The following is a 21,228-nucleotide window of genomic DNA, read 5'->3' as shown; positions in this document are numbered from 1 at the left end:
GCACTCGTATCAGGCATAACCCCAGCGGTCAAGCATGTCGCGCTGCAGCTCAGTCACGGTTTCACGGTCTGTCGGAGACCACTTGCGTCGCCACGAGGCCTCGGCCGGCTTGATGGCCAGCGACGAAATAAAAGCCTCGTAATCCTTGTCCGCATAGGCTTGCACACCCATGAATTGGAGCAGCCTGCGCAGTTCGCCGTGTGGGTCGGCCAGCAATTGTTCGTAATGCAGGGTGTGCTTGCCGTCGGCTTCTATCTGCTGCAAACCGCGCTCGATTTGCTGCATGCCTTCCACCCAGTTGCGGGCAGCAATGTGCAATTCGTTGACGCCCTCGGCCTTGAGCTCGCGAGGGGTTTTGCCGGCCCAAAACAATTGATGGTCGGCCCACCAGCCCACTTTGACCAATGAATCCGCCACGCTGCGCCCGTCACGCACCAGATGAATGAATTTGCAGCGGGGAAAGGCCTGGCGCAATACCGCCACGCGCCGGTTGTTGGCCGTGCGCTTGCACAGCAGCACGTCACCACCACCATACTCCAGCGTGCCGTGAAACATGCTGCGAATACGGCTCAGGCCGGGCTCACCCAATACGAAGCCTTCGGCCGGCGTGTGGGGTATTTCGGCACGCTCAAAAATGCTCTCGCCTTCCGCGGGGGATGGAATCCAGAACTGGGAGAGCTTGCGCCTTCCTTCGAAATACGCATTCCCCTGCCCGCCGAACCAGGCCCGCCGTTTCATGGCCAATGAATTGCGTGGAATGCGGTGCATCAGCGCCGTGGCCGGCAAGCCCGGCAAACGGCTTTGGTAGTTGCTCAAATAGCCCACCGACGGATGCGCAGCCAGCAATTTGTAGAGCAAAGTCGTTCCGGATCGGCCGGAACCCAGCAGGAAAACCACCCTGTCATCCATGGCGATACCTCGGAGCCGCTTGCTTGTGAACAAAACCAGGTTTCATGGCCTTAGGCCCGGATTCAACTTCCGCTGCCGGCGCCACGCTGCCGGCGCGGGCCAGCGCGGCCTGGCGCACCACGCGCCACCAATAAATCGAATATCCCAGCATGAAAACCATGACGAATTGCGAGGGTGCGGCCCGCAGCGAGAAATTGCTGTAGGGCAGCGTGATGGAGAAAATGATCAATCCCGCGCCGGCCGCTTCCAGCAAGGCCTTGTGCTCCACGGGAACAATGGGCGAGCGGGCACTGGAATTGCAATTCAAGCCGGCCATGAACAGCGCCGCCATGAACAGCAAATGTCCCAGGGCCCCTGTTTCCCATAACAAAATAGTGGTCCCCGTCATATCCAATGGATAGGGAAACATGGGCACCAGTTCACCCATGCCTATGGACGAGGTCTGGGTAGCGCCAATGCCGTAACCCAGCATGGCGTGGAACGGGTCGCCGTAGCGCACGCTGCGGCTCCACCAGTCGGCCATGCGGGCGGCCCGGCTGACGACCACGCCCTTGCCCGTGTCGCGGGTGTGCACTTCCTCGGGGTTGAGCTGGTTCTCTATGGATTGCAACGGCGAGGTGGGCATCTTGCCGGACAGGGTCATGCCGCGCCCTGCATAAAAGGTCGTGGCATAGACCGTGAACAGCGCGCCCATCAGCACCACGGAAGCCAGCAAGGCGCCAAAAGACAGCATGGGCCGGCGCAGCAATTCCCGGTAGAAAAGCAGCACGAATACCGCGGGCACCAGCAGCACGGCCGCTTTCACCTCCGACAGGGCCAGCGAGCCGAGAATACCCACCATAACCGCGGCGGCGAAATAGCGATTGATTCGCTTGGCGCGCCACAGGGTCAGCACCGCGGCCATGGCCACCAGCAGGAAAATACCCATGCCGTGGCTGGCGCCACCGCCCTCGATATTTCCTGGGAACGTGCCGACCACCGCGTCCCAGGGCGACAGGCGGCTGGAGGCCTTGGCCACCACGAAATATTGGTACACCGCCACCGGCAATTGAATGATGGCCACGACCAGCAGGGCTTTCCAGGCCAGCAGCATGTCTCGCGGCGCGAGCATGCCCACGCCAACGGCCAAAGCCACGGACCAAAATGCCATGTAAGTACGCGAGGCCACCACAACTTCGCCCAAACGCGGCGAGCTCATGGCGGTACTGCAGCCGGCCACAATCAAAAACATGACCATGACGAATACCCACAGCGGCCAGCCCGGTTGCACCGTGGGCTTGCGCGGCTTGAATATGAAAGCGACCAGTGGTATGTACATCGCCAGGGCCAGCAGCGGCGGGCCCCAGCGCGCGGAATCCAGTTTTCCGAAATACATCACCGGGCCGACGATGACCATGGACACCACGAAAATGGTCCAAAACGCCAATCGGGACGGAACGATAAACAAACCGACCAGCGCGAGCAGGCCCAAAAATGGCGCCAGCATCGCGGGTTTGCCCATGCCGGCCGCCGCGCCCATCAGCACGGCAAAACCCAGGCTCAAAATCAGCAGCGGCACGGCGCTGCGTGTACGGTTGGGAGTCATAAGGCTGCAGCTTGGGTATTTACCGGCCGACTGCTGGGGGCACCCAGCAGCCGCAGGCGTAGGGAGGGATCGACGCTGGCAGTCAGCGCACGGATGAATTCCTCATGACGCTTGAAGGCGGCTTCCGGATCCCGCTCAAGGCTGGAAACGCGAATTAGCATGCCGTCGGGAATCAGCCCGCGCATGCCATAGCGCAGTTGAACCATTTTCATGCCGCTGCCTGACGTCACGGCCTGGTCGCCTACCACAATCCAGTAGGTGATGGGCTCGTGGCGGCTGCCCATGCGTGCACGCAGGCGTCGCACGGGAATATCCTGATTTTGGACATTCATCGTACCCACACGGTTATAAACAATCTCCAATCCCTGGGCCGGATAACAAATCTCGGGCTTGTGGGCAGTCGTACCATCGGACTGGTCGCCGCCGTAAGCGATGGATAGCATGATGTGGTTGCCCTGTACATCCACATACGTTCTCGACAACACCTGGTTGTAGATTTTGTCCAGTTTCTCCTGGACCTCGGGCGACGGCAGTATTACCGGCAAATCGGTATCCACGCGCCACGAGCCAAACTTCTTGGGAATGGCCGTTTCCAGCGGAGCCAGCGGGTTGGCATCCGCCACTTTGATGGACGGCTTGAACGCAAAAGCCAGCCATGACGACAGCGCCATGGCCAAAAATACCAGCAGCACGCGAAGCTGCACGGACAGGGGTTTCATGCCGGCACCTTTCGTTGCGGATTCGACTGAGCGCTTTTCTCCGGAAAAAGGCGGCCCAGAGGACAGTCCACGAGCAGCATCAGCACGAGCGCCACCATGAACAGCACCATGCCGGCAAAACCATGTATGAAACCCTGGCCGGCCTCGTCACCGAAATAATAGGTGATCAGCACCAGGATCATGACGCGAACAACGTTGGCGCAAAAAGAAATGGGAATAATGAAAATCGCCAGCGCGATGTTGCGCGCCACCGATTTGTAGTTCATCAAATTCATGTACAGCAGGCCCAGGGATTCCAGCGTGAACATGGAATTCAAGCCAGCGCAGGCATCGGCGACGAACAGCTGATATTGGCCGATATTGAGCATGGCGCCGGTGCGCGCCACGGGATAACCCAAGGCATAAAGCACCGTTTCGGCCACGGTGGAGACGGCGGACTTCAGCGGCGCGGTCAACGCTGATACCAGCGCACCGGGCAGCGGTGCCATGAAGACCAGAAAGAACAGCGAGAACCAGACCACGCGCACCGCGGCCCAACCGCGAAAGATCAGCAGCACGCCCAGCCACAGGAAGATCTGCGAGCCAACCTCAAAGGCAATGACGGATTGCGAACGTCCAAAAACGTAGAGCAGCAGGCCCAGGATCAGCGCCATCGTGCCCGTCCAAGGACGGGACGCGACGGGCGCGGTCATCAGCTCATGCCGCTTGCGCCACGCCAGCCAGTAGCTGACGACCAGGATGATAGGACCGTGCCCCTGCGCATCCGACGCCCAAACCGTCCTGGACAAGTCCAGGAAGGTCGGTACGTACAGCAGGGCAAAGCCCAGCCCAAGCAGCCATGCGGGCCAGTACTGCACGGCCCATAGCGGATGAGGCAAGCCGGCTGCTTTCATGCCTGGTGTCCACTCCTCTGATTGATGCGGTGAATGGTCAGAACTCGTTCATCACGACGCCGCACAGCCGCGTGGGCACGCTGCGCAAGGCCGTGGTGAGGTCCTGAAGCGCGGCGGCGCTGCTGCGGCCGGAGCGCACCATGGTCAGCGCGCCGTCGCAGCGCGCGGCGATCACCGGCGCATCCGAGCCGTGCACGTAGGCAGGCGTGTCCACCACGACATAGTCGAACTTGGACGACAGCTCGCGCATGAGCAGGCCGAAGGCGGGGCGCTCCACCAACTCCAGCGGGTTGGGCGGCACCGCGCCCACAGGCAGCAGGTACAGGCTGGGCAGCTCTTCCACTGGGCGGATCACGTTGATGAGCGTGCGCCCGGACAGCACGCCGGAGAGCCCGGCGGTGTTGTCCACGCAGAACACCTCGTGCTGACGCGGGTTGCGCATGTCCGCGTCGATCAGCAGCGTGCGCCCGCCCAACTGCGAGAAGGCGATGGCAAGGTTGGCCGAGAAGTAGGTCTTGCCGTCGCCCGTGTCGGGGCTCACCACGGCCAGCGAGCGCGCGCCGGTCTCCTCGGTGAACAGCGTCATCATCAGCTGGCTGCGGATGGCGCGGAACGCCTCGGAGCGGAACGAGAACGGATCTCGCGCCGTCACCAGCTCGCTGCTGAGCAGGCTCTTGGAGTTGGCCGGGTACGGGTAGTGGAACTGCTGGGACAAGGCCCACAGCACGTCGTTGCCGCTGGCCACGCCCAGTTCGATCGCGGCTTCGCCGAAGCGTATGCCGCGCTCCTTCTGGTGCTGCAGTACGCGGTCGATCTGCTCGTCGCTGAGGTGGTTGGCCGACTTGATGATCTCGCCCAGCGGCCTTTCCTTAGTGCCCTCGCCCTCGTCCACGGAAGCTCCCTGGTCGCTGCGATAGTTGAACGGGGCGCCGGAAGTCCCGTCACGCAAGGTCGAAGTGGGCATGCGATGCAACTCCATTTACACAGCCTTTCCCTGATAGCCCACCAACCGCGTCTGCATGGACGTGGAGCGATTGCCCCGGAACCAGTTCTTGCGGTCCGGCTTGGGCAGGAAACCAATGACGCTCAGATCGGCCAGCTGCACCACGTCGTTGGGCGAGCGCACGCGGCGGTTCATGAACTCCAGCATCAGCGCCACGCCGACGGCCAGGATGGAGCCGACGAAGATGGCCACGATGGTGTTGAGCAGCAGCAGCGGCGACGAGGGCTCAATCGGCTCGTTGGCGCGCGAGAACTCGACCAGGTTGGTGATGGTGGCTTGGCTCTCGATGCTGGTGGTGTTCAGGCGGGCCAGCACCGTGTCGTAGGCCTTTTGGGCATTGTCCACGTCGCGCAGCAGCGAGGCCATGCCGTCGCGCTGGGCCTTGAGCTTCAGCACCCGGTCGCGCTGGGTCTCGACGGCAGCACGGATCTCAGCTTCACGCGAGCGGTTGATGCGGCTGCTCACCGCCACGCCGCCGGCCACGCGGGCCACTTCCGTGTCGATCCGCGCACGCAGTCCGTTGATGGAGGCCTTGGCTTCCTGCACTTGCGGGTGGTTGTCGCCCAGGCGTGACGTCAGCTGGCTCAGCGTCGCCTCCTGGCGGGAGAGCTCAGCCCGCAACCCCGACACCACACCGTTGGTGAGCACGTCCTGCACGCGGTCGCTGGCCACGTTGGCCGCAGCCTGGCGGCTGGTCGTCTCAGCCGACAAGGCTTGCACCGCCACCAACTGCGAGGACAGTTCGTTCAGACGAGCGGTTTCGATGTCGATGCGCTCGTCGGTGGCGACGATGCCGTTGTCCTGCTGGTACTTGGACAGCGCGGCCTGCGCCTTGTCGACTTGGGCGCGCAGGCTCTTGGCACGCTCGTCGAAGAAGGCGGTGGATTGGCGCGCGGGGTCCACGCGCAGCTCCAGAGCCGTTTCCAGGTAGGCCTTGACGAAGGCATTGGCCGTTGCTGCGGCCAGCTTACGGTCCGGCGACTTGTAATTGACCATGATGATGTTGGACTGGCCGGGCACCACCTGCAGGTTGATCTGCAGCATGTCGCCCAACCAAGCCTCGAACGAGCCCACGCCTTGCGTCACCTCCTGCCATTGGCTGCGCAGGTCGGGGTTCTCGTTGAGCTTGAGAATGCGCACCACGCGCTGCGCAACGCGGTCGCTGTTGAGAATTTCGACCTGGCTGGTGATGACCTGCGGCACCAACTGGCTCGCCAGGCTCATGCCCACGATGGGGTCAGGCGTGGCGACCTGAACCAGCACCGAAGCCGTACCCGTATAGGTCTTGGGCATCAGCAGGCTGATGCCTATCGTGGCCGCCACCGTGGCCAGGAGCACTGCCAGCACGACTTTCCATCGCGCCACCAGGATGGCAAAGAACTGAGCAATGGACATGCGGCAATCCTTAGAAAATGCTCTCGCGGACATAAACCACGTCGCCTTCGCGCAGTGGTTCGCTCATGGAAGGGGTCAGTATCTCGATATTGCCGTCGGCGGATTTGCGGTGAACCTTCAAACCACGCTCGGTACCCCGTGCGGTCAAGCCGCCACCAGCGGCCAACCCTTGCAGCAGCGTCATGCCGCGATCCAGGCGCAAGGGGCCGGGGCGCTGCACTTCACCATAGATATAAGCCGTGGGTGCACGGTCCACCCAAACTACATCGCCATCCTGGACGCGAGTTTCAAAAGCGGCATCTTGGGCACCTGAAGTGAAGGCGGCAGGCAGCGATATTTGCGTGCGGAACGGCCTTCCATCGCGCACACCCACCAGGGTGATAATTTCAGAGCCGCCATCGGCCACCCCTCCTGCGAGGGCCAGCAAGTCAGCCAGACGCATTTGTGAAACTTCCAGCGGATAACGGCCCGGACGATTCACATAACCCAGCACCGCGGCCTGATTGCCGCGTACCTGCATGATTAAAATCGAAACTTGCGGCTGCTTCACAAAATTGCCGGAACTCAGAGCGCTGGCAATACGCTGCTCAGCCTGGGGCACTGTCAGGCCTCCGACCTTCACCGCACCGATGAGCGGATACGTCACCATGCCGCTGTCGGTGATCCGGGTTTCCAATGCCAGATCTGGATTTTGGAAAACCGAGATCTTGATCGAATCTCCAGCGCCAAGTCGATAGTCAGCTACATTGGCCGCCGACGACGGCGCAGGAGCCGCAGGTGCCGGCACCTGCGCGGCTGCGACACGGGAACTGCTGGGAGTTTCGGCCTGCGCAAACGTGAAGGAGAAAACGGCCAGGGCAGCAATGGTGCCCAGACGCGCATGGCGGACAGATGAATTCATTTGTTCACCCCCATTCCTTGGTCAACTGACGAGGTATTACCCGACGCAATGGCGGGCGCGTTTGGCGTATCGGGCTCGCTGGGCCCGTTCACCACATTTGCGGCAGGCGCGGATGCCGCAGCTTCCGCAAATTTGCCGACGTATTCAATCTTGGCAGCCGTACGCAAATCCTTCATGTCGCGCTCTACCAATTCGCGCTTGCGCTGCGAAGCCAAGTACTGCTCTATGGCAGGCTTGGCTTTCTCAAAATCCACAGGCTGGAGCTGCGATTTCACCAGAACCAGCACTGTCGCGCCCGTCGGTGTGCGCATGAGACGGGCCTGCCCATCCTTCATCTGCGCAAACTCATCCAGCTTTTCCAGGGGCAGCTGCTCGGCAGCGCGCACGGCACGGTTTTGGGCAAATTTGATATTGCTGCTGCGCAAGTAATCGGCAAATGTATCAATATCCTTGGCAGCGGACAGGCGCTTGCCCAGTTCAGATAATTGCTCGCTTGGCAATTCGATGTTGAGCTCCTGCAGTTGATAAATGCGTCGCTCGGCGAACAATGCCGGCTTGTCCTTGTAAAACTTTTCCATTTCAGCCACAGAGGGCGGCGTGGCGGCATCGGCAACCCGCTCGACATAGGCTCGCGCCAAAACATCGCGCTTGGCAGCTTCCAGTGCCTGCAATACCGCTGGCTGGCGGTCAATTTTCAAATCAAGCGCCTTTTGAACAGCCAACTCTTGATCTATCAACCGATTCAAGGCTTGGCGGCTTGCAGCCTCCACGGCATCCTGCTTGACCTCCCGCTGCTGCAGCAGGTAATTCACCTGGTGCACCGATATTTCATTGTCATTGACTTTCGCGGCCACCTGGGAAGCGGCTTTTTCCTTGCCATTTCCACAACCGGCTAGCAATCCAAGCGTCATCACCAAAACCACACCGGTGCACAAAAATTTCCTGTGCGCACACGGAAGAGTATTTGCAGACGGCGCCATGCGTTGAGTATTCAATATTGATGGTGGCATGGCTGGTTACCAAAACTGTGACAAGACAACGTCATGACCTCTGGAGCGCTTTCGATGGGCCGCAGTAAACCGCCATAGACCATGCCGAGGCAGCCCCATGAACACGGGTACCAACGAGAATGGGGGTTACCCGTAGCAATAATGCACCCTCACTTTGGTAGCGAATCGGGCATCCTGGAATGCTAAGGTTTATCCATGAGGCGGCAATAAGCTGCCAAATGTGCATAAGGTAAATTTTTGAAACACAACCAAATTCTGCGCATGCTTGATGTATGCGCGACCGATCTGGCCGTCATGTTGAATTCCTGGAAGTGATCAAGGATTTACGACCATCCCGCACCGGAGTTCTTCGTTGAAAGTTCTTCACATCATCAATGGAGAGTATTACGCGGGAGCTGAAAAGGTCCAGGACCTTTTGGCGCTCGGGCTCACCGAATTGGGGCACGAAATTAATTTCGTTTGCTTCAAACCAGACAAATTTCCAGCGCTGCGTTCAGGCAAGGAAATTAGTCTTTACAAAATGCCGATGAGGCACCGGTTTGATTTCGGCTGCGCCCGCCAAGTCGCGAGGCTCGCGCGCGAGGGCGGATTCGAGCTGCTGCATTCGCATTCGCCACGCGGCGCCATGATTGGGCGCATCGCCAGCCTGCTGGCCGGCGTACCCATGGTTCACCATGTGCATAGCCCGGCCGCGCGCGATACGGAAGCCGCGTTCATGAACCGCGTCAACAGCGTGGTCGAGCGCTGGAGCGCCGCTTCCATTCAAGCGCTGATTCCCGTTTCGCGCAGTCTGGAGCGCTATCTGGTCGAGCAGGGCTTTTCTCCGCGGCGCATCTTCACCGTACCCAACGGCGTGCCTACACCCGGCCCGCTGCCGGTGCGCCCTACCCCTGCGGGTACATGGCGCATCGGCGCCGTCGCGCTGTTCAGGCCACGCAAGGGCATGGAGGTACTGCTGAAAGCAGCAGCACATTTGCTCCGCCAGGGCCGCACGCTGCGCGTGGTGGCCATTGGCGGTTTTGAAACGCCTGCCTACGAGCAGGAAATCAAAGCGCTGGCCGACAGCCTCGGCATTTCAGAACACGTGGATTGGCTGGGATTCACACGCGACGTTAATCAAGCCCTCGCGCAATTGGACGTGATGGTTTTGCCCAGTTTGTACGGCGAAGGCATGCCCATGGCGGTCTTGGAAGCCATGGCGGTAGGCGTGCCGGTGGTGGCTTCGGACGTGGAAGGTATTCCCGAAGTTTTAGAGCATGGCCGCACCGGACTGGTCGTACCGCCGGCAAATGACCAAGCGCTGGCAGGCGAATTGGCCGCATTGATGGATGGGCGGCACGACTGGGCACAACTTCGGCAGCAAGCTTATCAGCTGCAATCCGAACGTTACTCCTCCAGCAGCATGGCCCGCGCAGTATCTGACGTTTATGCGCAGGTGCTTGCCTGACCGGTAATCTTCAATATCTTTCTCACTCAGGAAAATGCGATGATCAGAACTGCTGTATTGGGTTTGGGCAAAATGGGCCTGTCGCACTTGGCGATTGCGCGCGCCCATCCCGACATTGAACTTGTGGCCGGTTGTGATTCATCCACTTATCTCACAGACGTTCTTACCCAGTATTCCGGCCTGAAGTGCTACTCTGACTTCAAGAAAATGCTGGCCGAGGAAAAGCTGGATGCCATATTGATTGCCACGCCGTCCAAAATTCATGCTTCCATGGTAAGAACAGCGCTGGACCAGGGCCTGCATGTATTTTGTGAAAAGCCTTTCGTGCTCGATCCGGAAGACGGCTATCCCTTGGCCGAACTGGCGGAGCAGAAGAAGCTGGTCAACCAAGTGGGCTACCACTACCGCTTCGTCGGCGCCTTCAAGGAAGCAGCGCGCATCGTGCGCAGTGGCGCGCTGGGCGAGATCCACAACGTGCGCGCCGAGGCCTATGGCCCCGTGGTGCTGCGACCCAGCGGCTCGACCTGGCGCTCGGCCAAGAACGAGGGCGGCGGCGCACTTTATGACTATGCCTGCCACGCCCTGGACCTGATGAATTTCGTGGCCGGCCCGCCCAGTACCGTCAGCGGCGTGGTACGCCATGGTGTGTTCTCGCGCGATGTGGACGACGAGGTGTACGCGCTCTTCCGCTACCCCGGCGGCGGCAGCGCTCAGCTCAGCGTGAACTGGAGCGACGAAAGCCATCGCAAGATGTCCACCACCCTCTCGGTCTGGGGCACCAAGGGCAAGCTCGTCGCCGACCGCCAGGAGTGCCAGATTTACCTGCGCGAACCCCATGAGGCCCTGCCCGGCGCGCCCAAGGGTTGGTCCGTTCGCTACACGACGGATCTCACGCAAGAAGTCTGGTATTACCTGCGCGGCGAGGAATATTCGGCACAGGTGGATTACTTCGTGCAGAGCATCAAAATGAGCCGACTGGATGGCGAAAATTCATTCCGCTCCGCGCTGCAAACCGACCGGCTGGTTTCCATGCTGCTCGATACCGAAAACGGGACCGCGCCGCAGCACGCTGCGGAAACCGCCGGCATGGCGGGTCGTCGCGGTGGTTTGTGGTCACGCCTGGTGGGCAGCTGAATTCCAGCAGCGATCCAAATACTCATTGACGACACGACTTTCATTTGCCGGACTCAACACCAATGCTCCAGCCCAACCAACAGCCCATGGACCGCGTTCTCTTTGGCGACAACCAGTTCTTCGGCGTGAACCACATGTCCGAGGAAAAGGCCCGTGCACAGGCCATGCGATTTCAGGACACTTCGGCCATCATCAACGTGCTGGACGCCGCCTACAAGGAAGGCATTCGCACCTTCATGTGCACCACGCACGATCGCGTGAATGAAATCTGTGATTACTTCCGCGAGCACAAGGCGCAATATCCGGATTACACCTTTTATCCTTGCATGCCTTATGCCCACAAATACGCCAATGCCGTCACCGAATACGGCATGCTGGAGGCGCTGAAAAAGTTTTTGCCCGAGGAAGGATCGTTGGGCGCGATGCTCAAGGGGGGCATGGCGCTGGCAAACAAGGATATCGAGAAAATCCTGCAGTTGCTGGTGGATGCGGAAATGAAAATGTTCCGCGGCCTGAATACCCCAGTGATATTCCTGCAAAACGTCATCACCGATTTGTTCCTGGGTTTGAATCTGAAACCCGTGCTGCGCATGTTCCATGACCACGTGCGAAATGCCTACGGCGCCGAGCCGGGCTACATCACCATGAATTTGCCCAAGCTGCTGGACGTGCTGGATGAGCTGGGCATAGAAAACCCCGTCGTCTGCTCCAACATCAACAAGATTGGTTTTCGCATGTGCGGCGGCATTCCGGCCTACGAGCAGGCCATTGCGCAGCGCCGCTTCAGGCCGGTGGCGATGTCGGTGCTGGCCTCCGGGGCGATTGCGCCGCAGGAAGCCATTGATTACGTGTGCCAGCAGCCGCGCATCGAGTCCATCGTGTTCGGCGCCTCCTCGCGCGCCAACATCCGCCACACCAAGCAGCTCATCGACGAGCTGACGCTGGCACCGCAATGAAGCTGGTCGTCGGCGCCTCGGCGGGCGGGCATGCCAACGAGCTGCAAATCCTGCTGCGCAACGCGCGAGGCTTGTGGCCGGCGGAGCCGGCGGCCTACATCACCACCATGGCGATTGCCGCGTCGGGCTTCGACGCCGGCAACCGGCCCGTACACGTCATTGGCGAGTGCGACCGGCGCAAGCCGCTGCAAGCTGTGGGTGTGTTGGGCCGCACGCTGTGGCTGGCGTTCAAGGAGCGCCCGGACGTGGTAGTGACCACCGGCTCCATGCCGCTGGCGCTGTTTTGCATCTGGTCCAAGTTGCTGGGCGCCAAAGTGGTGTGGATAGACAGCGTGGCGCAGATCGAAGCGCTATCCGTCAGCGGGCGGCTGATGCGCCGAGTCGCGGACCTGTGCCTGGCGCAATGGCCGGCCGTGGCGGCGCGCTATCCGGGTGTGGAATACGCCGGGGAGGTGTTGTGATCCTGCTCACCGTGGGCTCGATGTTTCCCTTCGACCGCCTGGTGCGCGCGGTGGACGAGCATGTCGGCGCCGGGCGCATCACCGAGGAGGTGGTGGCGCAGATAGGCGATGGCCGCTACGAGCCGCGCCACATGCCCTTCCACCGATTCCTGTCCCGGGTGGAGTTCGAAAAGCTGCTGGAGCGCGCCGACATGCTGCTCAGCCACGCCGGCGCCGGCACCATCGCCATGGCGCTGGAGCACGACAAGCGGCTGCTGGTGGTGCCCCGCCTGGTGCGCCACGCCGAGCACGTCAACGACCACCAGATCGCCACCGCCCGCCGCTTCGAGGAGCTGCAGCACGTGCTGGTGGCCTACGAGACAGCGCAGATTCCCGCCCAACTGCAGGCGCTGCAGGGCTTTCGCCCCCGCCAGCGCCACGCCGCGCCGCAGCGGCTGGCCGAGCGCATAGGCCGCTTCCTGGCCACGGAGTGCGCGCCACGCGCTTGAGAGAACGACGGCAACCCTGCTGCAATTCGGCCCGCTCGCGGGCCGAATTGCAGCTTACGAGGGGCTTCTCAGCACTTGATGCCCACATGCAGCGCCACGACGCCGCCGGTGAGGTTGTGCACGTCCACGTGGCCGAAGCCGGCGGACTTCATCATGGATTTGAGCGTGGCCTGATCCGGGTGCATGCGGATGGACTCGGCCAGGTAGCGGTAGCTGTCGGCGTCGCCGGCCACCATCTGGCCCAGGCGCGGCAGCACCTTGAAGGAGTACCAGTCATAGGCCTTTTGCAGCGGCGCGGCGACCTTGGAGAACTCCAGCACCAGCAGCCGCCCGCCCGGCTTGAGCACACGGGCCATCTCGGCCAGCGCCCCATCCTTGTGCGTCATGTTGCGCAGACCGAAGGCCACGCTCACGAGGTCGAAAGCGCCTTCGCGAAACGGCAGCTTCTCGGCGTCACAGATGGTGCTGGGCAGCACCATGCCTTTGTCCAGCAGCCGGTCGCGGCCCGTGCGCAACATGGCCTCGTTGATGTCGGTGTGCACCACCATGCCGCTGGCACCGACCTTGGGCGCGAAGGCGCGCGCCAGGTCGCCCGTGCCGCCGGCGATGTCCAGCACGCGCTGGCCCTCGCGCAGATTGGCCACCGCAACGGTGTAAGCCTTCCACGCGCGGTGCATGCCCATGGACATCAGGTCGTTCATCACGTCGTACTTGGACGCGACGGAATCGAACACGCCGCGCACACGGCGCGCCTTTTCCTGCTCTTCGACGGTTTCGAAACCGAAATGGGTCTGGCTCATGAAGCGTTGGTTCAGTGGTGGTGGCCGCAGGAAGAACCCGCTTTTTCGGGCATGGGCGCGTCGCGATCGACGCCGGCCGCCTGCAGCCGTTTCTCGTAGTCCTGCCACAGCTGCGCCTGCTGCGAGCCGAGGAAGTACAGGTATTCCCAGGTGAAGATGCCGGAGTCGTGGCCGTCGGAGAACGTGGGCTGTACGGCGTAGTGGCCCACGGGCTCAATGGCGTTGATCTCCACCTGGCGCTTGCCGGTCTGCAGCGTTTCCTGGCCCGGGCCATGGCCCTGGACTTCGGCCGAGGGCGAATACACGCGCATCAGCTCGAAGGGAATGCGGAAGTTGGATCCATCATCGAAGCTGATTTCCAGCTGCCGTGACTGCTGGTGCACGGTGAGGGCCGTGGGTTGATGCTGGAAGCTGCTGCTCATGAAGACTCCGGAAAACGGTGCGCCCGCGGGCGCGGTCAAACCTGATTATCCCGCTGGCTAAGATCGCCCAATTTGGCCCCGCCCACGACCCCAATGAACCTGCCCCGCCGCCGCCTGCTCCACGCCGCCAGTGCCACCGCGCTGGCCTCGCTGTCACCCTGGGCCGCCCGCGCGGATGAGGCGGCCTGGCCGTCCAAACCCATTCGCTGGGTGGTGGCCTACCCGGCCGGCGGCGGCTCGGACTTCCTTGCCCGCCAGCTCGCGCCGCAGATGGGCCGCCAGCTCGGCCAGACCCTCTACATCGAAAATCGCCCGGGCGCGGCCGGCATCATTGGCACCGACAACGCCGCCAAGTCCCCGGCCGACGGCTACACGCTGCTCACCGGCGACAACGGCGCCATGGTGTTCCATCAGGCCATGTACAAGCGGCTGCCCTACGCGCCGCAGGACTTCGCGCCCGTGGGCTTCATGGCGCGCTTTCCGCTCATCGTGGTAGTGAATCCGCAGTCCGGCTTCGACGACGCGCGCCAGTGGCTGCAGGCCCTCAAGGCCAACCCGGGCCGCTACAGCTACGCCTCGCCCGGCATCGGAAGCCCGCACCACCTCGCCATGGAGTTGCTCAAGGAGCGCACGGGCAGCTTCGTAGTGCACGTGCCCTATCGCGGCACGGCCTTCGCATCGCAGGACGTGATCGCCGGCCAGGTCCCCATGACGGTGCTGGACACTGCCGCCGGCCTGCCTCTGATACGCAGCGGCAAGCTCAAGGCGTTGGCCGTGATGGGGCGACAGCGCATCCCCGCCCTTCCCAACGTGCCCACGCTGCAGGAAGCGGGTGTCAAGGACTTCGAGGCCACGGCCTGGCAGGCGCTGTTCGTCCCACGCAGCACGCCGCAGGCCATCGTCAATCGCCTTTCGGCCGAGATGCACAAGGCCATCCTCACGCCGGAGGTGAAGGCACGGCTGGAGGAATTCGGCCTGGAGGTGCTCCCGGGCGAGCCGGCGGCGCTGGCCGACTTCGTGCAGAAGGAAACCGCCTTCTGGCACGGCCTGATCAGGGCACGGCACCTGTCCGCGGAGTAAGCCGCGGCCACGGGCAGGCGCCATTCTTGCCCGGCCCGCCGCATGACCAGCAGCCACACCCGGAGCGATACCGGCGCACCCACGCAATGAGCTGGGCGGTAGTGCTGAGCACCCTGGAGTCGGAATTCGCCGGCCTCCAGGACACGGAGCAACTCACGCGCGCGGCCGCTCGGCTGCTGCTGGCGGTCTTGCTTGGAGCGGCCATAGGCTGGCAGCGGGAGCAGCACGGCAGTGCCGCCGGATTGCGCACGCACATGCTGGTGGCACTGGGAGCGGCGCTGTTCATGCTGATACCGGCGCAGGCGGGACTCGGCGGTGACAGCCCCAGCCGCGTGCTGCAGGGGGTGGTCGCGGGCATTGGCTTCCTGGGAGCCAGCGCGGTGCTCAAGCTCGGCGATCGAGGCAAGATCCGCGGCCTCACCACCGCGGCCGGCATTTGGACGACGGCTGCCGTGGGGGCCGCCGCGGGCCATGGCCACGCGGCCACCGCGTTGATGGCCGCCCTCATCGTCTTGGCCATCCTCGGTGCCGTGGCACGCCTGGAGCGGCGCTGGCGCCCACGCAAGGCCTCACGCCAAAAGGAGCGGCCGTCTTCGGCGCCCCACCGCATCGGCAGCGGCGCGGACGAAGACTGAAGCAGCCGCTGCAGCTCAGCTCAGCTCAGACCAGCACGCGCTCGATGCCGCCGGTGTTGGCTTGGGCCACGTAGTCCGGCATCCAGTTCTCGCCCAGGATCTTGCGCGCCATCTCGACCACGATGTAGTCGGCCTCCAGCAGCCCGTTGTTCAGGTCCTCGCCGTAGCGGCTGAGCCCCTGCAGGCAGCTTGGGCAGGAGGTGAGGATCTTGATGTCCTCCTTGGCACCGACCTTGCCCGCGTCGCGCAGCACGGCCTCGGTCTTGCGCAGTTCCTCGGTCTTGCGGAAGCGGATCTGCGTGGAGATGTCCGGGCGGTTGAGGCCCAGCGTGCCGCTTTCGCCGCAGCAGCGCTCGCTCTTGAGCACGTTGGGACCCATCAGCGCCTGGACCGTCTTCATCGGCTCCTGCTGCTTCATGGGCGTGTGGCAGGGATCGTGATAAAGGTAGGCGCCCGCGCTGTCGAGCTTGATGCCTTTCTCCAGCAGGTACTCGTGGATGTCCACGATGCGGCAGCCGGGAAAGATCTTGTCGAACTCGTAGCCCTGGAGCTGGTCGAAACAGGTGCCGCAGCTCACCACCACGGTCTTGATGTCCAGATAGTTGAGCGTGTTGGCCACGCGGTGGAAGAGCACGCGGTTGTCCGTGATGATCTTCTCGGCCTTCTCGAATTGGCCGCTGCCGCGCTGCGGGTAGCCGCAGCAGAGATACCCGGGGGGCAGCACCGTCTGCACGCCCGCATGCCACAGCATGGCCTGCGTGGCCAGGCCCACCTGGCTGAACAGCCGCTCCGAGCCGCAGCCGGGGAAGTAGAACACCGCCTCGGTGTCGGCCGTGGTCAGCTTGGGGTTGCGGATGATGGGGACGTAGTTCTTGTCCTCGATGTCCAGCAGCGCACGCGCCGTCTTCTTGGGCAGCCCGCCGGGCAGCTTCTTGTTGACGAAGTGGATGACCTGCTCGCGCACCGGCGCCGCGCCGTGCGTGGCCGGCGGCAAGGCCGTCTGCTTGCGGGCAGCGAGCTTGAACAAGTCGTTGGCAAAGCGCTGCGCCTTGATGCCCACGCCCAACATCGCCGTGCGCGCCAGCTTGATGGTCTCCGGGTTGGTGGCGTTGAGCATGAACATGGCCGCGGCGCCGGCGGGCCGGAAGCTCTTCTGGCCCATCTTGCGCAGCAGGTTGCGCATGTTCATGGACACGTCGCCGAAGTCGATCTTCACCGGGCAGGGCGTGGCGCACTTGTGGCAGACCGTGCAGTGGTCGGACACGTCCTCGAATTCCTGCCAGTGCTTGATGGACACGCCGCGGCGCGTCTGCTCCTCGTACAGGAAAGCCTCCACCAGCAGCGAGGTGGCCAGGATCTTGTTGCGCGGGCTGTAGAGCAGGTTGGCGCGCGGCACGTGCGTGGCGCACACGGGCTTGCACTTGCCGCAGCGCAGGCAGTCCTTGATCGACTCGCTGATGGCGCCGATGTCGCTCTGTTGCATGATCAACGACTCATGCCCCATCAGGCCGAAGCTCGGCGTGTAGGCATGCGCCAGATCGGCGGCGCGCACGTCCTGGCCCAGCGCCTGCGGGTTGCGCAGCAGCTTGCCCTTGTTGAAGCGGCCTTCCGGGTCCACGCGGCGCTTGTAGTCGGCAAAGCCCTGCAGCTCCTCGTCGCTGAGGAATTCCAGCTTGGTGATGCCGATGCCGTGCTCGCCCGAGATCACGCCGCCCAGGCTGCGCGCCAGCACCATGATGCGGGCCACCGCCTCATGGGCGGTTTGCAGCATCTGGTAGTCGTCGGAGTTGACCGGGATGTTGGTGTGCACGTTGCCGTCGCCGGCGTGCATGTGCAGCGCCACCCACACGCGCGAGCGCAGCACCTGCTTGTGGATGCGGCGGCACTCCTCCAGGATGGGCGCGAAGGCCGCGCCGGCGAATAAGCCCTGCAGCGCCTTGAGCACCTGCGTCTTCCAGGAGGCGCGCAGCGTGGTGTCCTGAATGAGCTCGAAGAAGCTGCGCCCGCCGCCCGGCTGCGGGTCGTCCAGCTGCTGCAGCCACTGCTGCCACAGTTGGCGCACCTCGCGCAGCAGTTGCAGCGCCTGCTGCACGCGGTCCTCCAGCAGCTCGGCGCTGGGGATTTCGCTGGCGTCGTCGCTCTTGCCCAGGGGCAGGTTGCCGCGGGTGAAGAAGGCTTCCAGCGCGTCGAGCAACTGCAGCTTGTTGCGCAGGCTCAGCTCGATGTTGATGCGCTCGATGCCGTTGGTGTATTCGCCCATGCGCTCCAGCGGAATCACCACGTCTTCGTTGATCTTGAAGGCGTTGGTGTGGCGCGCAATGGCGGCGGTGCGCTTGCGGTCCAGCCAGAACTTCTTGCGCGCGTCGGCGCTGACGGCGACGAAGCCCTCGCCGGAGCGGCCGTTGGACATGCGCACCACCTCGCTGGCGGCGCGGGCCACGGCCACGTCGTCGTCGCCCACGATGTCGCCAATGAGCACCATCTTGGGCAGCGTGCCGCGCTTGCTCTTGGTGGCGTAGCCCACGGCGCGCAGGTAGCGGTCGTCCAGGTGCTCCAGGCCGGCCAGGATGGCGCCGCCGTCCCTGGCCTGGGCGAACATGTAGTCCTTGATCTCGACGATGGAGGGCACGGCGTCCTTGGCGTTGCCGAAGAACTCCAGGCACACGGTGCGCACGTGCGCGGGCATGCGGTGCACCACCCAGCGCGCGCTGGTGATGAGACCGTCGCAGCCTTCCTTCTGGATGCCGGGCACGCCGGCGAGGAACTTGTCGGTGACGTCCTTGCCCAGGCCTTCCTTGCGGAAGATGCTGCCCGGAACCTCTATGGTCTCGGTGCGCTCCAGCGTCTTGCCGGAGGCGTCGAAGTAGCGCAGCTCAAAGCGCACGCGCGGCGCGTCGTGAATCTTGCCGAGGTTGTGCTCCAGCCGAACCACTTCCAGCCACTTGGCCTCTGGCGTGACCATGCGCCAGGAGGCCAGGTTGTCCAGCGCCGTTCCCCACAGCACGGCCTTCTTGCCGCCGGCGTTCATGGCGATGTTGCCGCCCACGCAGCTCGCCTCGGCCGAAGTCGGGTCCACGGCGAAGACGTAGCCGGAACGCTCGGCCGCGTCGGCCACGCGCTGCGTGACCACACCGGCGCCGGTCCAGATGGTGGGCACCTTGTGCGCCACGCCGGGCAGGTCGACCAGCTCGACCTCCGTCATCTGCTCCAGCTTCTCGGTGTTGATGACGGCGCTCTTCCAGGTCAGCGGCACCGCGCCGCCCGTGTAGCCCGTGCCACCCCCGCGCGGGATGATGGTCAGGCCCAGCTCCACGCAGTCCTTGACCAGTTGCGCCATCTCCGCCTCGGAGTCGGGCGTGAGGACGACGAAGGGGTACTCCACGCGCCAGTCGGTGGCGTCCGTGACGTGGGCCACGCGCGAGAGGCCGTCGAACTTGATGTTGTCCTTGGCGGTGTGGCGGCCCAGCACGCGGCGTGCGCGCCGGCGCAGCTCGGCAACCTCGTCAAAGGAGGCGCCGAAATCCCCCACTGCCTTGCCGGCCAGTGCCAGCAGCTCGCCCACCAGGGCGTCGCGCTGCGAATCGGTTTGCGGATCGCGGCGCTTGCCGATCTCGCCCAAGCGGTGCTGCAGGGCCTGGATCAGCGCCTCGCGACGCTTGGGGTTGTCCAGCAGGTCGTCCTGCAGGTAGGGGTTGCGCTGCACCACCCAGATGTCGCCCAGCACCTCGTAGAGCATGCGAGCCGAGCGCCCGGTCTGGCGCTGCTCGCGCAGTTGCAGCAGCAGCACCCAGGCCCGCTCGCCCAACAGCCGTGACACGATTTCGCGGTCGGAGAAGGACGTGTAGTTGTAGGGAATCTCGCGCAGGCGCGGCGCGTCTTCGACAGCGGCCGCCACGGCGGCGCCGGCCAGGGTATTGACGGGAATGGGTGCGTTCATGGGAAGCGGGCGCGCAGATCGCACCCGGGTGAGCGCGAAGAACCAAGGACTTTACCCCGCACAGGGTTTCCCCCCGAATCGAAGGGAACAGGCGAGGCACGTGGGCGCGAAGAAATCGCACCCCAAAATGAAAAGCGCGGCGGGCGGCACCGTTGGGCCGCCCGCCGCGCGACAACTCAGGAGCGGTAGTCGGCGTTAATACTGACGTAGTCGTGCGAGAGATCGCAGGTCCAGACGGTGGCGCTGGCGTCGCCGCGGTGCAGGTCCACCCGCACCGTGATCTCGGACTGCTTCATCACGCGCTGGCCATCGGCTTCCTGGTAGCCGGGATGCCGCCCCCCCTTCACCACCACGTGCACGTCGTCCAGGAACAGGTCGATGAGGTTCTGGTCCAGGTCGTCAATGCCGGCGTAGCCCACCGCGGCCAGGATGCGGCCCAAGTTGGGGTCGCTGGCGAAGAAGGCGGTTTTCACCAGCGGCGAGTGCGCGATGGCGTAGGCCGCCAGGCGGCATTCGGCCTCGGTGCGGCCGCCGTCAATGCGCACGGTGATGAACTTGGTGGCGCCCTCGCCGTCACGGACGATGGCCTGCGCCAGTTGTTGCGACACGGCAATCACCGCCTCCCGCAGCGCCTGGCCCTCGGCGGAGTCGAGCGCGGTGATCTCGTCGTGGCCCGCCTGGCGGGTGGCGACCAGCACGAACGAGTCGTTCGTGGAGGTGTCGCCGTCAATGGTGATGCGGTTGAAGCTGGCGTCGGCGGCTTCCTTGACCAGGGGCTGCAGCAGCGCGGGGGCGATCACGGCGTCGGTGGCGACGAAGCCCAGCATGGTGGCCATGTTGGGCCGGATCATGCCGGCGCCCTTGCTGATGCCGGTGACGGTGACGATGCGGCCACCGATCTGCACTTGCCGCGACGCCGCCTTGGGCAGCGTGTCCGTGGTCATGATGCCCTCGGCCGCCAGTGCCCAGTTGTCGTCCTTGAGGTCGGCCAGCGCCGCCGGCAACCCGGCCTCTATGCGCTCCACCGGCAGCGTTTCCATGATCACGCCGGTGGAAAAAGGCAGTACCTGTTCCGGCGAAAGGTCCAGTTGCTTGGCCAGCGCGATGCAGGTGCGGCGCGCGCGCACCAAGCCGTCCTCGCCGGTGCCGGCATTGGCGTTGCCGGTGTTGATGACGATGGCGCGCACGCCGTTGCCGGCGGCCAGGTGCTCGCGGCAGAGCTGCACCGGCGCGGCGCAGTAACGGTTGAGCGTGAACACGCCGGCCACGGCCGAGCCCTCGGACAGGGTCATCACGGTCAGGTCACGGCGGTTGGCCTTGCGCACACCGGCCATGGCGATGCCAATGCGCACGCCCGGCACGGGCGAAAGCGTGGCGGGATCAGGCGCGGTCAGGTTCACGGGCATGGGTTCGACTCCTAGGCTGCGATACGGCTCAGCGGCGGGGCTGCAGG

The 21,228-nt window shown here is 63.7% G+C and carries 19 protein-coding genes; 7 read left to right on the top strand and 12 right to left on the bottom strand.

Annotation, left to right across the window (positions count from 1 at the left end; genetic code table 11):
• Positions 1-9: 9 nt before the first annotated feature.
• Genes SM757_RS03220 through SM757_RS03185 form a run of 8 tightly spaced genes read right to left on the bottom strand, consistent with a single transcriptional unit; the run spans position 10 to position 8,385 of the window.
• Positions 10-909 carry a sulfotransferase family protein gene (locus SM757_RS03220; RefSeq protein ID WP_322464333.1) on the bottom strand — a complete coding sequence of 300 codons (900 nt, stop codon included), beginning with the start codon at positions 907-909 and terminating at the stop codon, positions 10-12.
• Positions 902-2,467 (bottom strand): hypothetical protein, encoded by a 1,566-nt coding sequence (locus tag SM757_RS03215; RefSeq protein ID WP_322464332.1) that lies wholly within the window; start codon positions 2,465-2,467, stop codon positions 902-904. The genes SM757_RS03220 and SM757_RS03215 overlap by 8 nt, the downstream gene beginning before the upstream one ends.
• Before the next feature lie 23 nt (positions 2,468-2,490).
• Positions 2,491-3,213 (bottom strand): exosortase-associated protein EpsI, B-type, encoded by a 723-nt coding sequence (epsI, locus tag SM757_RS03210; protein ID WP_322464331.1) that lies wholly within the window; start codon positions 3,211-3,213, stop codon positions 2,491-2,493.
• Positions 3,210-4,106 (bottom strand): exosortase B, encoded by an 897-nt coding sequence (xrtB, locus tag SM757_RS03205; protein ID WP_322464330.1) that lies wholly within the window; start codon positions 4,104-4,106, stop codon positions 3,210-3,212. The genes epsI and xrtB overlap by 4 nt, the downstream gene beginning before the upstream one ends.
• Positions 4,107-4,143: 37 nt before the next feature.
• The gene (locus SM757_RS03200) at positions 4,144-5,070 is read right to left on the bottom strand and encodes a polysaccharide biosynthesis tyrosine autokinase (protein ID WP_066331952.1); all 927 of its coding nucleotides are present in this window, start codon (positions 5,068-5,070) and stop codon (positions 4,144-4,146) included.
• A 15-nt stretch (positions 5,071-5,085) separates the two neighbouring features.
• Complete coding sequence (gene epsF / locus SM757_RS03195) at positions 5,086-6,504, bottom strand: chain length determinant protein EpsF (RefSeq protein WP_066331839.1); 1,419 nt, start codon at positions 6,502-6,504, stop codon at positions 5,086-5,088.
• Between the two features lie 10 nt (positions 6,505-6,514).
• Positions 6,515-7,405, bottom strand: a complete 891-nt coding sequence (gene epsE, locus SM757_RS03190) for a polysaccharide export protein EpsE (protein WP_084267154.1) — start codon at positions 7,403-7,405, stop codon at positions 6,515-6,517.
• Positions 7,402-8,385, bottom strand: coding sequence for an EpsD family peptidyl-prolyl cis-trans isomerase (locus SM757_RS03185; protein ID WP_084267153.1), 984 nt, complete (start codon positions 8,383-8,385; stop codon positions 7,402-7,404). The genes epsE and SM757_RS03185 overlap by 4 nt, the downstream gene beginning before the upstream one ends.
• A 382-nt stretch (positions 8,386-8,767) precedes the next feature.
• On the opposite strand from SM757_RS03185, the gene SM757_RS03180 reads away from it, so the two are divergent.
• The 5 genes from SM757_RS03180 (at position 8,768) to pssE (ending at position 12,901) form a co-directional block, all read left to right on the top strand.
• Entirely contained in the window at positions 8,768-9,862 is a 1,095-nt protein-coding gene (locus SM757_RS03180; protein WP_322464329.1) for a glycosyltransferase, read from the top strand.
• 39 nt (positions 9,863-9,901) lie between these two features.
• The gene (locus SM757_RS03175) at positions 9,902-10,996 is read left to right on the top strand and encodes a Gfo/Idh/MocA family protein (RefSeq protein ID WP_322464328.1); all 1,095 of its coding nucleotides are present in this window, start codon (positions 9,902-9,904) and stop codon (positions 10,994-10,996) included.
• Positions 10,997-11,193: 197 nt separating this feature from the next.
• Positions 11,194-11,952, top strand: coding sequence for a hypothetical protein (locus SM757_RS03170; RefSeq protein WP_322464327.1), 759 nt, complete (start codon positions 11,194-11,196; stop codon positions 11,950-11,952).
• The gene (locus SM757_RS03165; RefSeq protein ID WP_066331827.1) at positions 11,949-12,413 is read left to right on the top strand and encodes a glycosyltransferase family protein; all 465 of its coding nucleotides are present in this window, start codon (positions 11,949-11,951) and stop codon (positions 12,411-12,413) included. The genes SM757_RS03170 and SM757_RS03165 overlap by 4 nt, the downstream gene beginning before the upstream one ends.
• Complete coding sequence (pssE, locus tag SM757_RS03160) at positions 12,410-12,901, top strand: PssE/Cps14G family polysaccharide biosynthesis glycosyltransferase (RefSeq protein WP_066331825.1); 492 nt, start codon at positions 12,410-12,412, stop codon at positions 12,899-12,901. The genes SM757_RS03165 and pssE overlap by 4 nt, the downstream gene beginning before the upstream one ends.
• Positions 12,902-12,969: 68 nt before the next feature.
• On the opposite strand, the gene ubiE is transcribed toward pssE, so the two are convergent.
• The gene (gene ubiE, locus SM757_RS03155; RefSeq protein WP_322464326.1) at positions 12,970-13,701 is read right to left on the bottom strand and encodes a bifunctional demethylmenaquinone methyltransferase/2-methoxy-6-polyprenyl-1,4-benzoquinol methylase UbiE; all 732 of its coding nucleotides are present in this window, start codon (positions 13,699-13,701) and stop codon (positions 12,970-12,972) included.
• Between the two features lie 11 nt (positions 13,702-13,712).
• Positions 13,713-14,123, bottom strand: coding sequence for a gamma-butyrobetaine hydroxylase-like domain-containing protein (locus SM757_RS03150; RefSeq protein ID WP_066331818.1), 411 nt, complete (start codon positions 14,121-14,123; stop codon positions 13,713-13,715).
• A gap of 93 nt (positions 14,124-14,216) precedes the next feature.
• Between SM757_RS03150 and SM757_RS03145 the strand changes: the two genes are divergently transcribed.
• The gene (locus tag SM757_RS03145; RefSeq protein ID WP_322464325.1) at positions 14,217-15,203 is read left to right on the top strand and encodes a Bug family tripartite tricarboxylate transporter substrate binding protein; all 987 of its coding nucleotides are present in this window, start codon (positions 14,217-14,219) and stop codon (positions 15,201-15,203) included.
• Between the two features lie 86 nt (positions 15,204-15,289).
• Entirely contained in the window at positions 15,290-15,838 is a 549-nt protein-coding gene (locus tag SM757_RS03140; RefSeq protein WP_322464324.1) for an MgtC/SapB family protein, read from the top strand.
• Between the two features lie 25 nt (positions 15,839-15,863).
• Here SM757_RS03140 and SM757_RS03135 read toward each other — a convergent pair whose 3' ends face one another.
• Positions 15,864-19,775, bottom strand: a complete 3,912-nt coding sequence (locus SM757_RS03135) for an FAD/FMN-binding oxidoreductase (RefSeq protein WP_322464323.1) — start codon at positions 19,773-19,775, stop codon at positions 15,864-15,866.
• 176 nt (positions 19,776-19,951) lie between these two features.
• Positions 19,952-21,181, bottom strand: coding sequence for a bifunctional glutamate N-acetyltransferase/amino-acid acetyltransferase ArgJ (gene argJ / locus SM757_RS03130; protein ID WP_322464322.1), 1,230 nt, complete (start codon positions 21,179-21,181; stop codon positions 19,952-19,954).
• Positions 21,182-21,228: the final 47 nt, after the last annotated feature.

Origin of the sequence: Azohydromonas lata, assembly GCF_034427735.1 — a bacterium.
In the GTDB taxonomy this organism is placed as follows: Bacteria; Pseudomonadota; Gammaproteobacteria; order Burkholderiales; family Burkholderiaceae_C; genus Azohydromonas; species Azohydromonas lata.
This window is presented reverse-complemented; position numbering and strand designations above follow the sequence as displayed.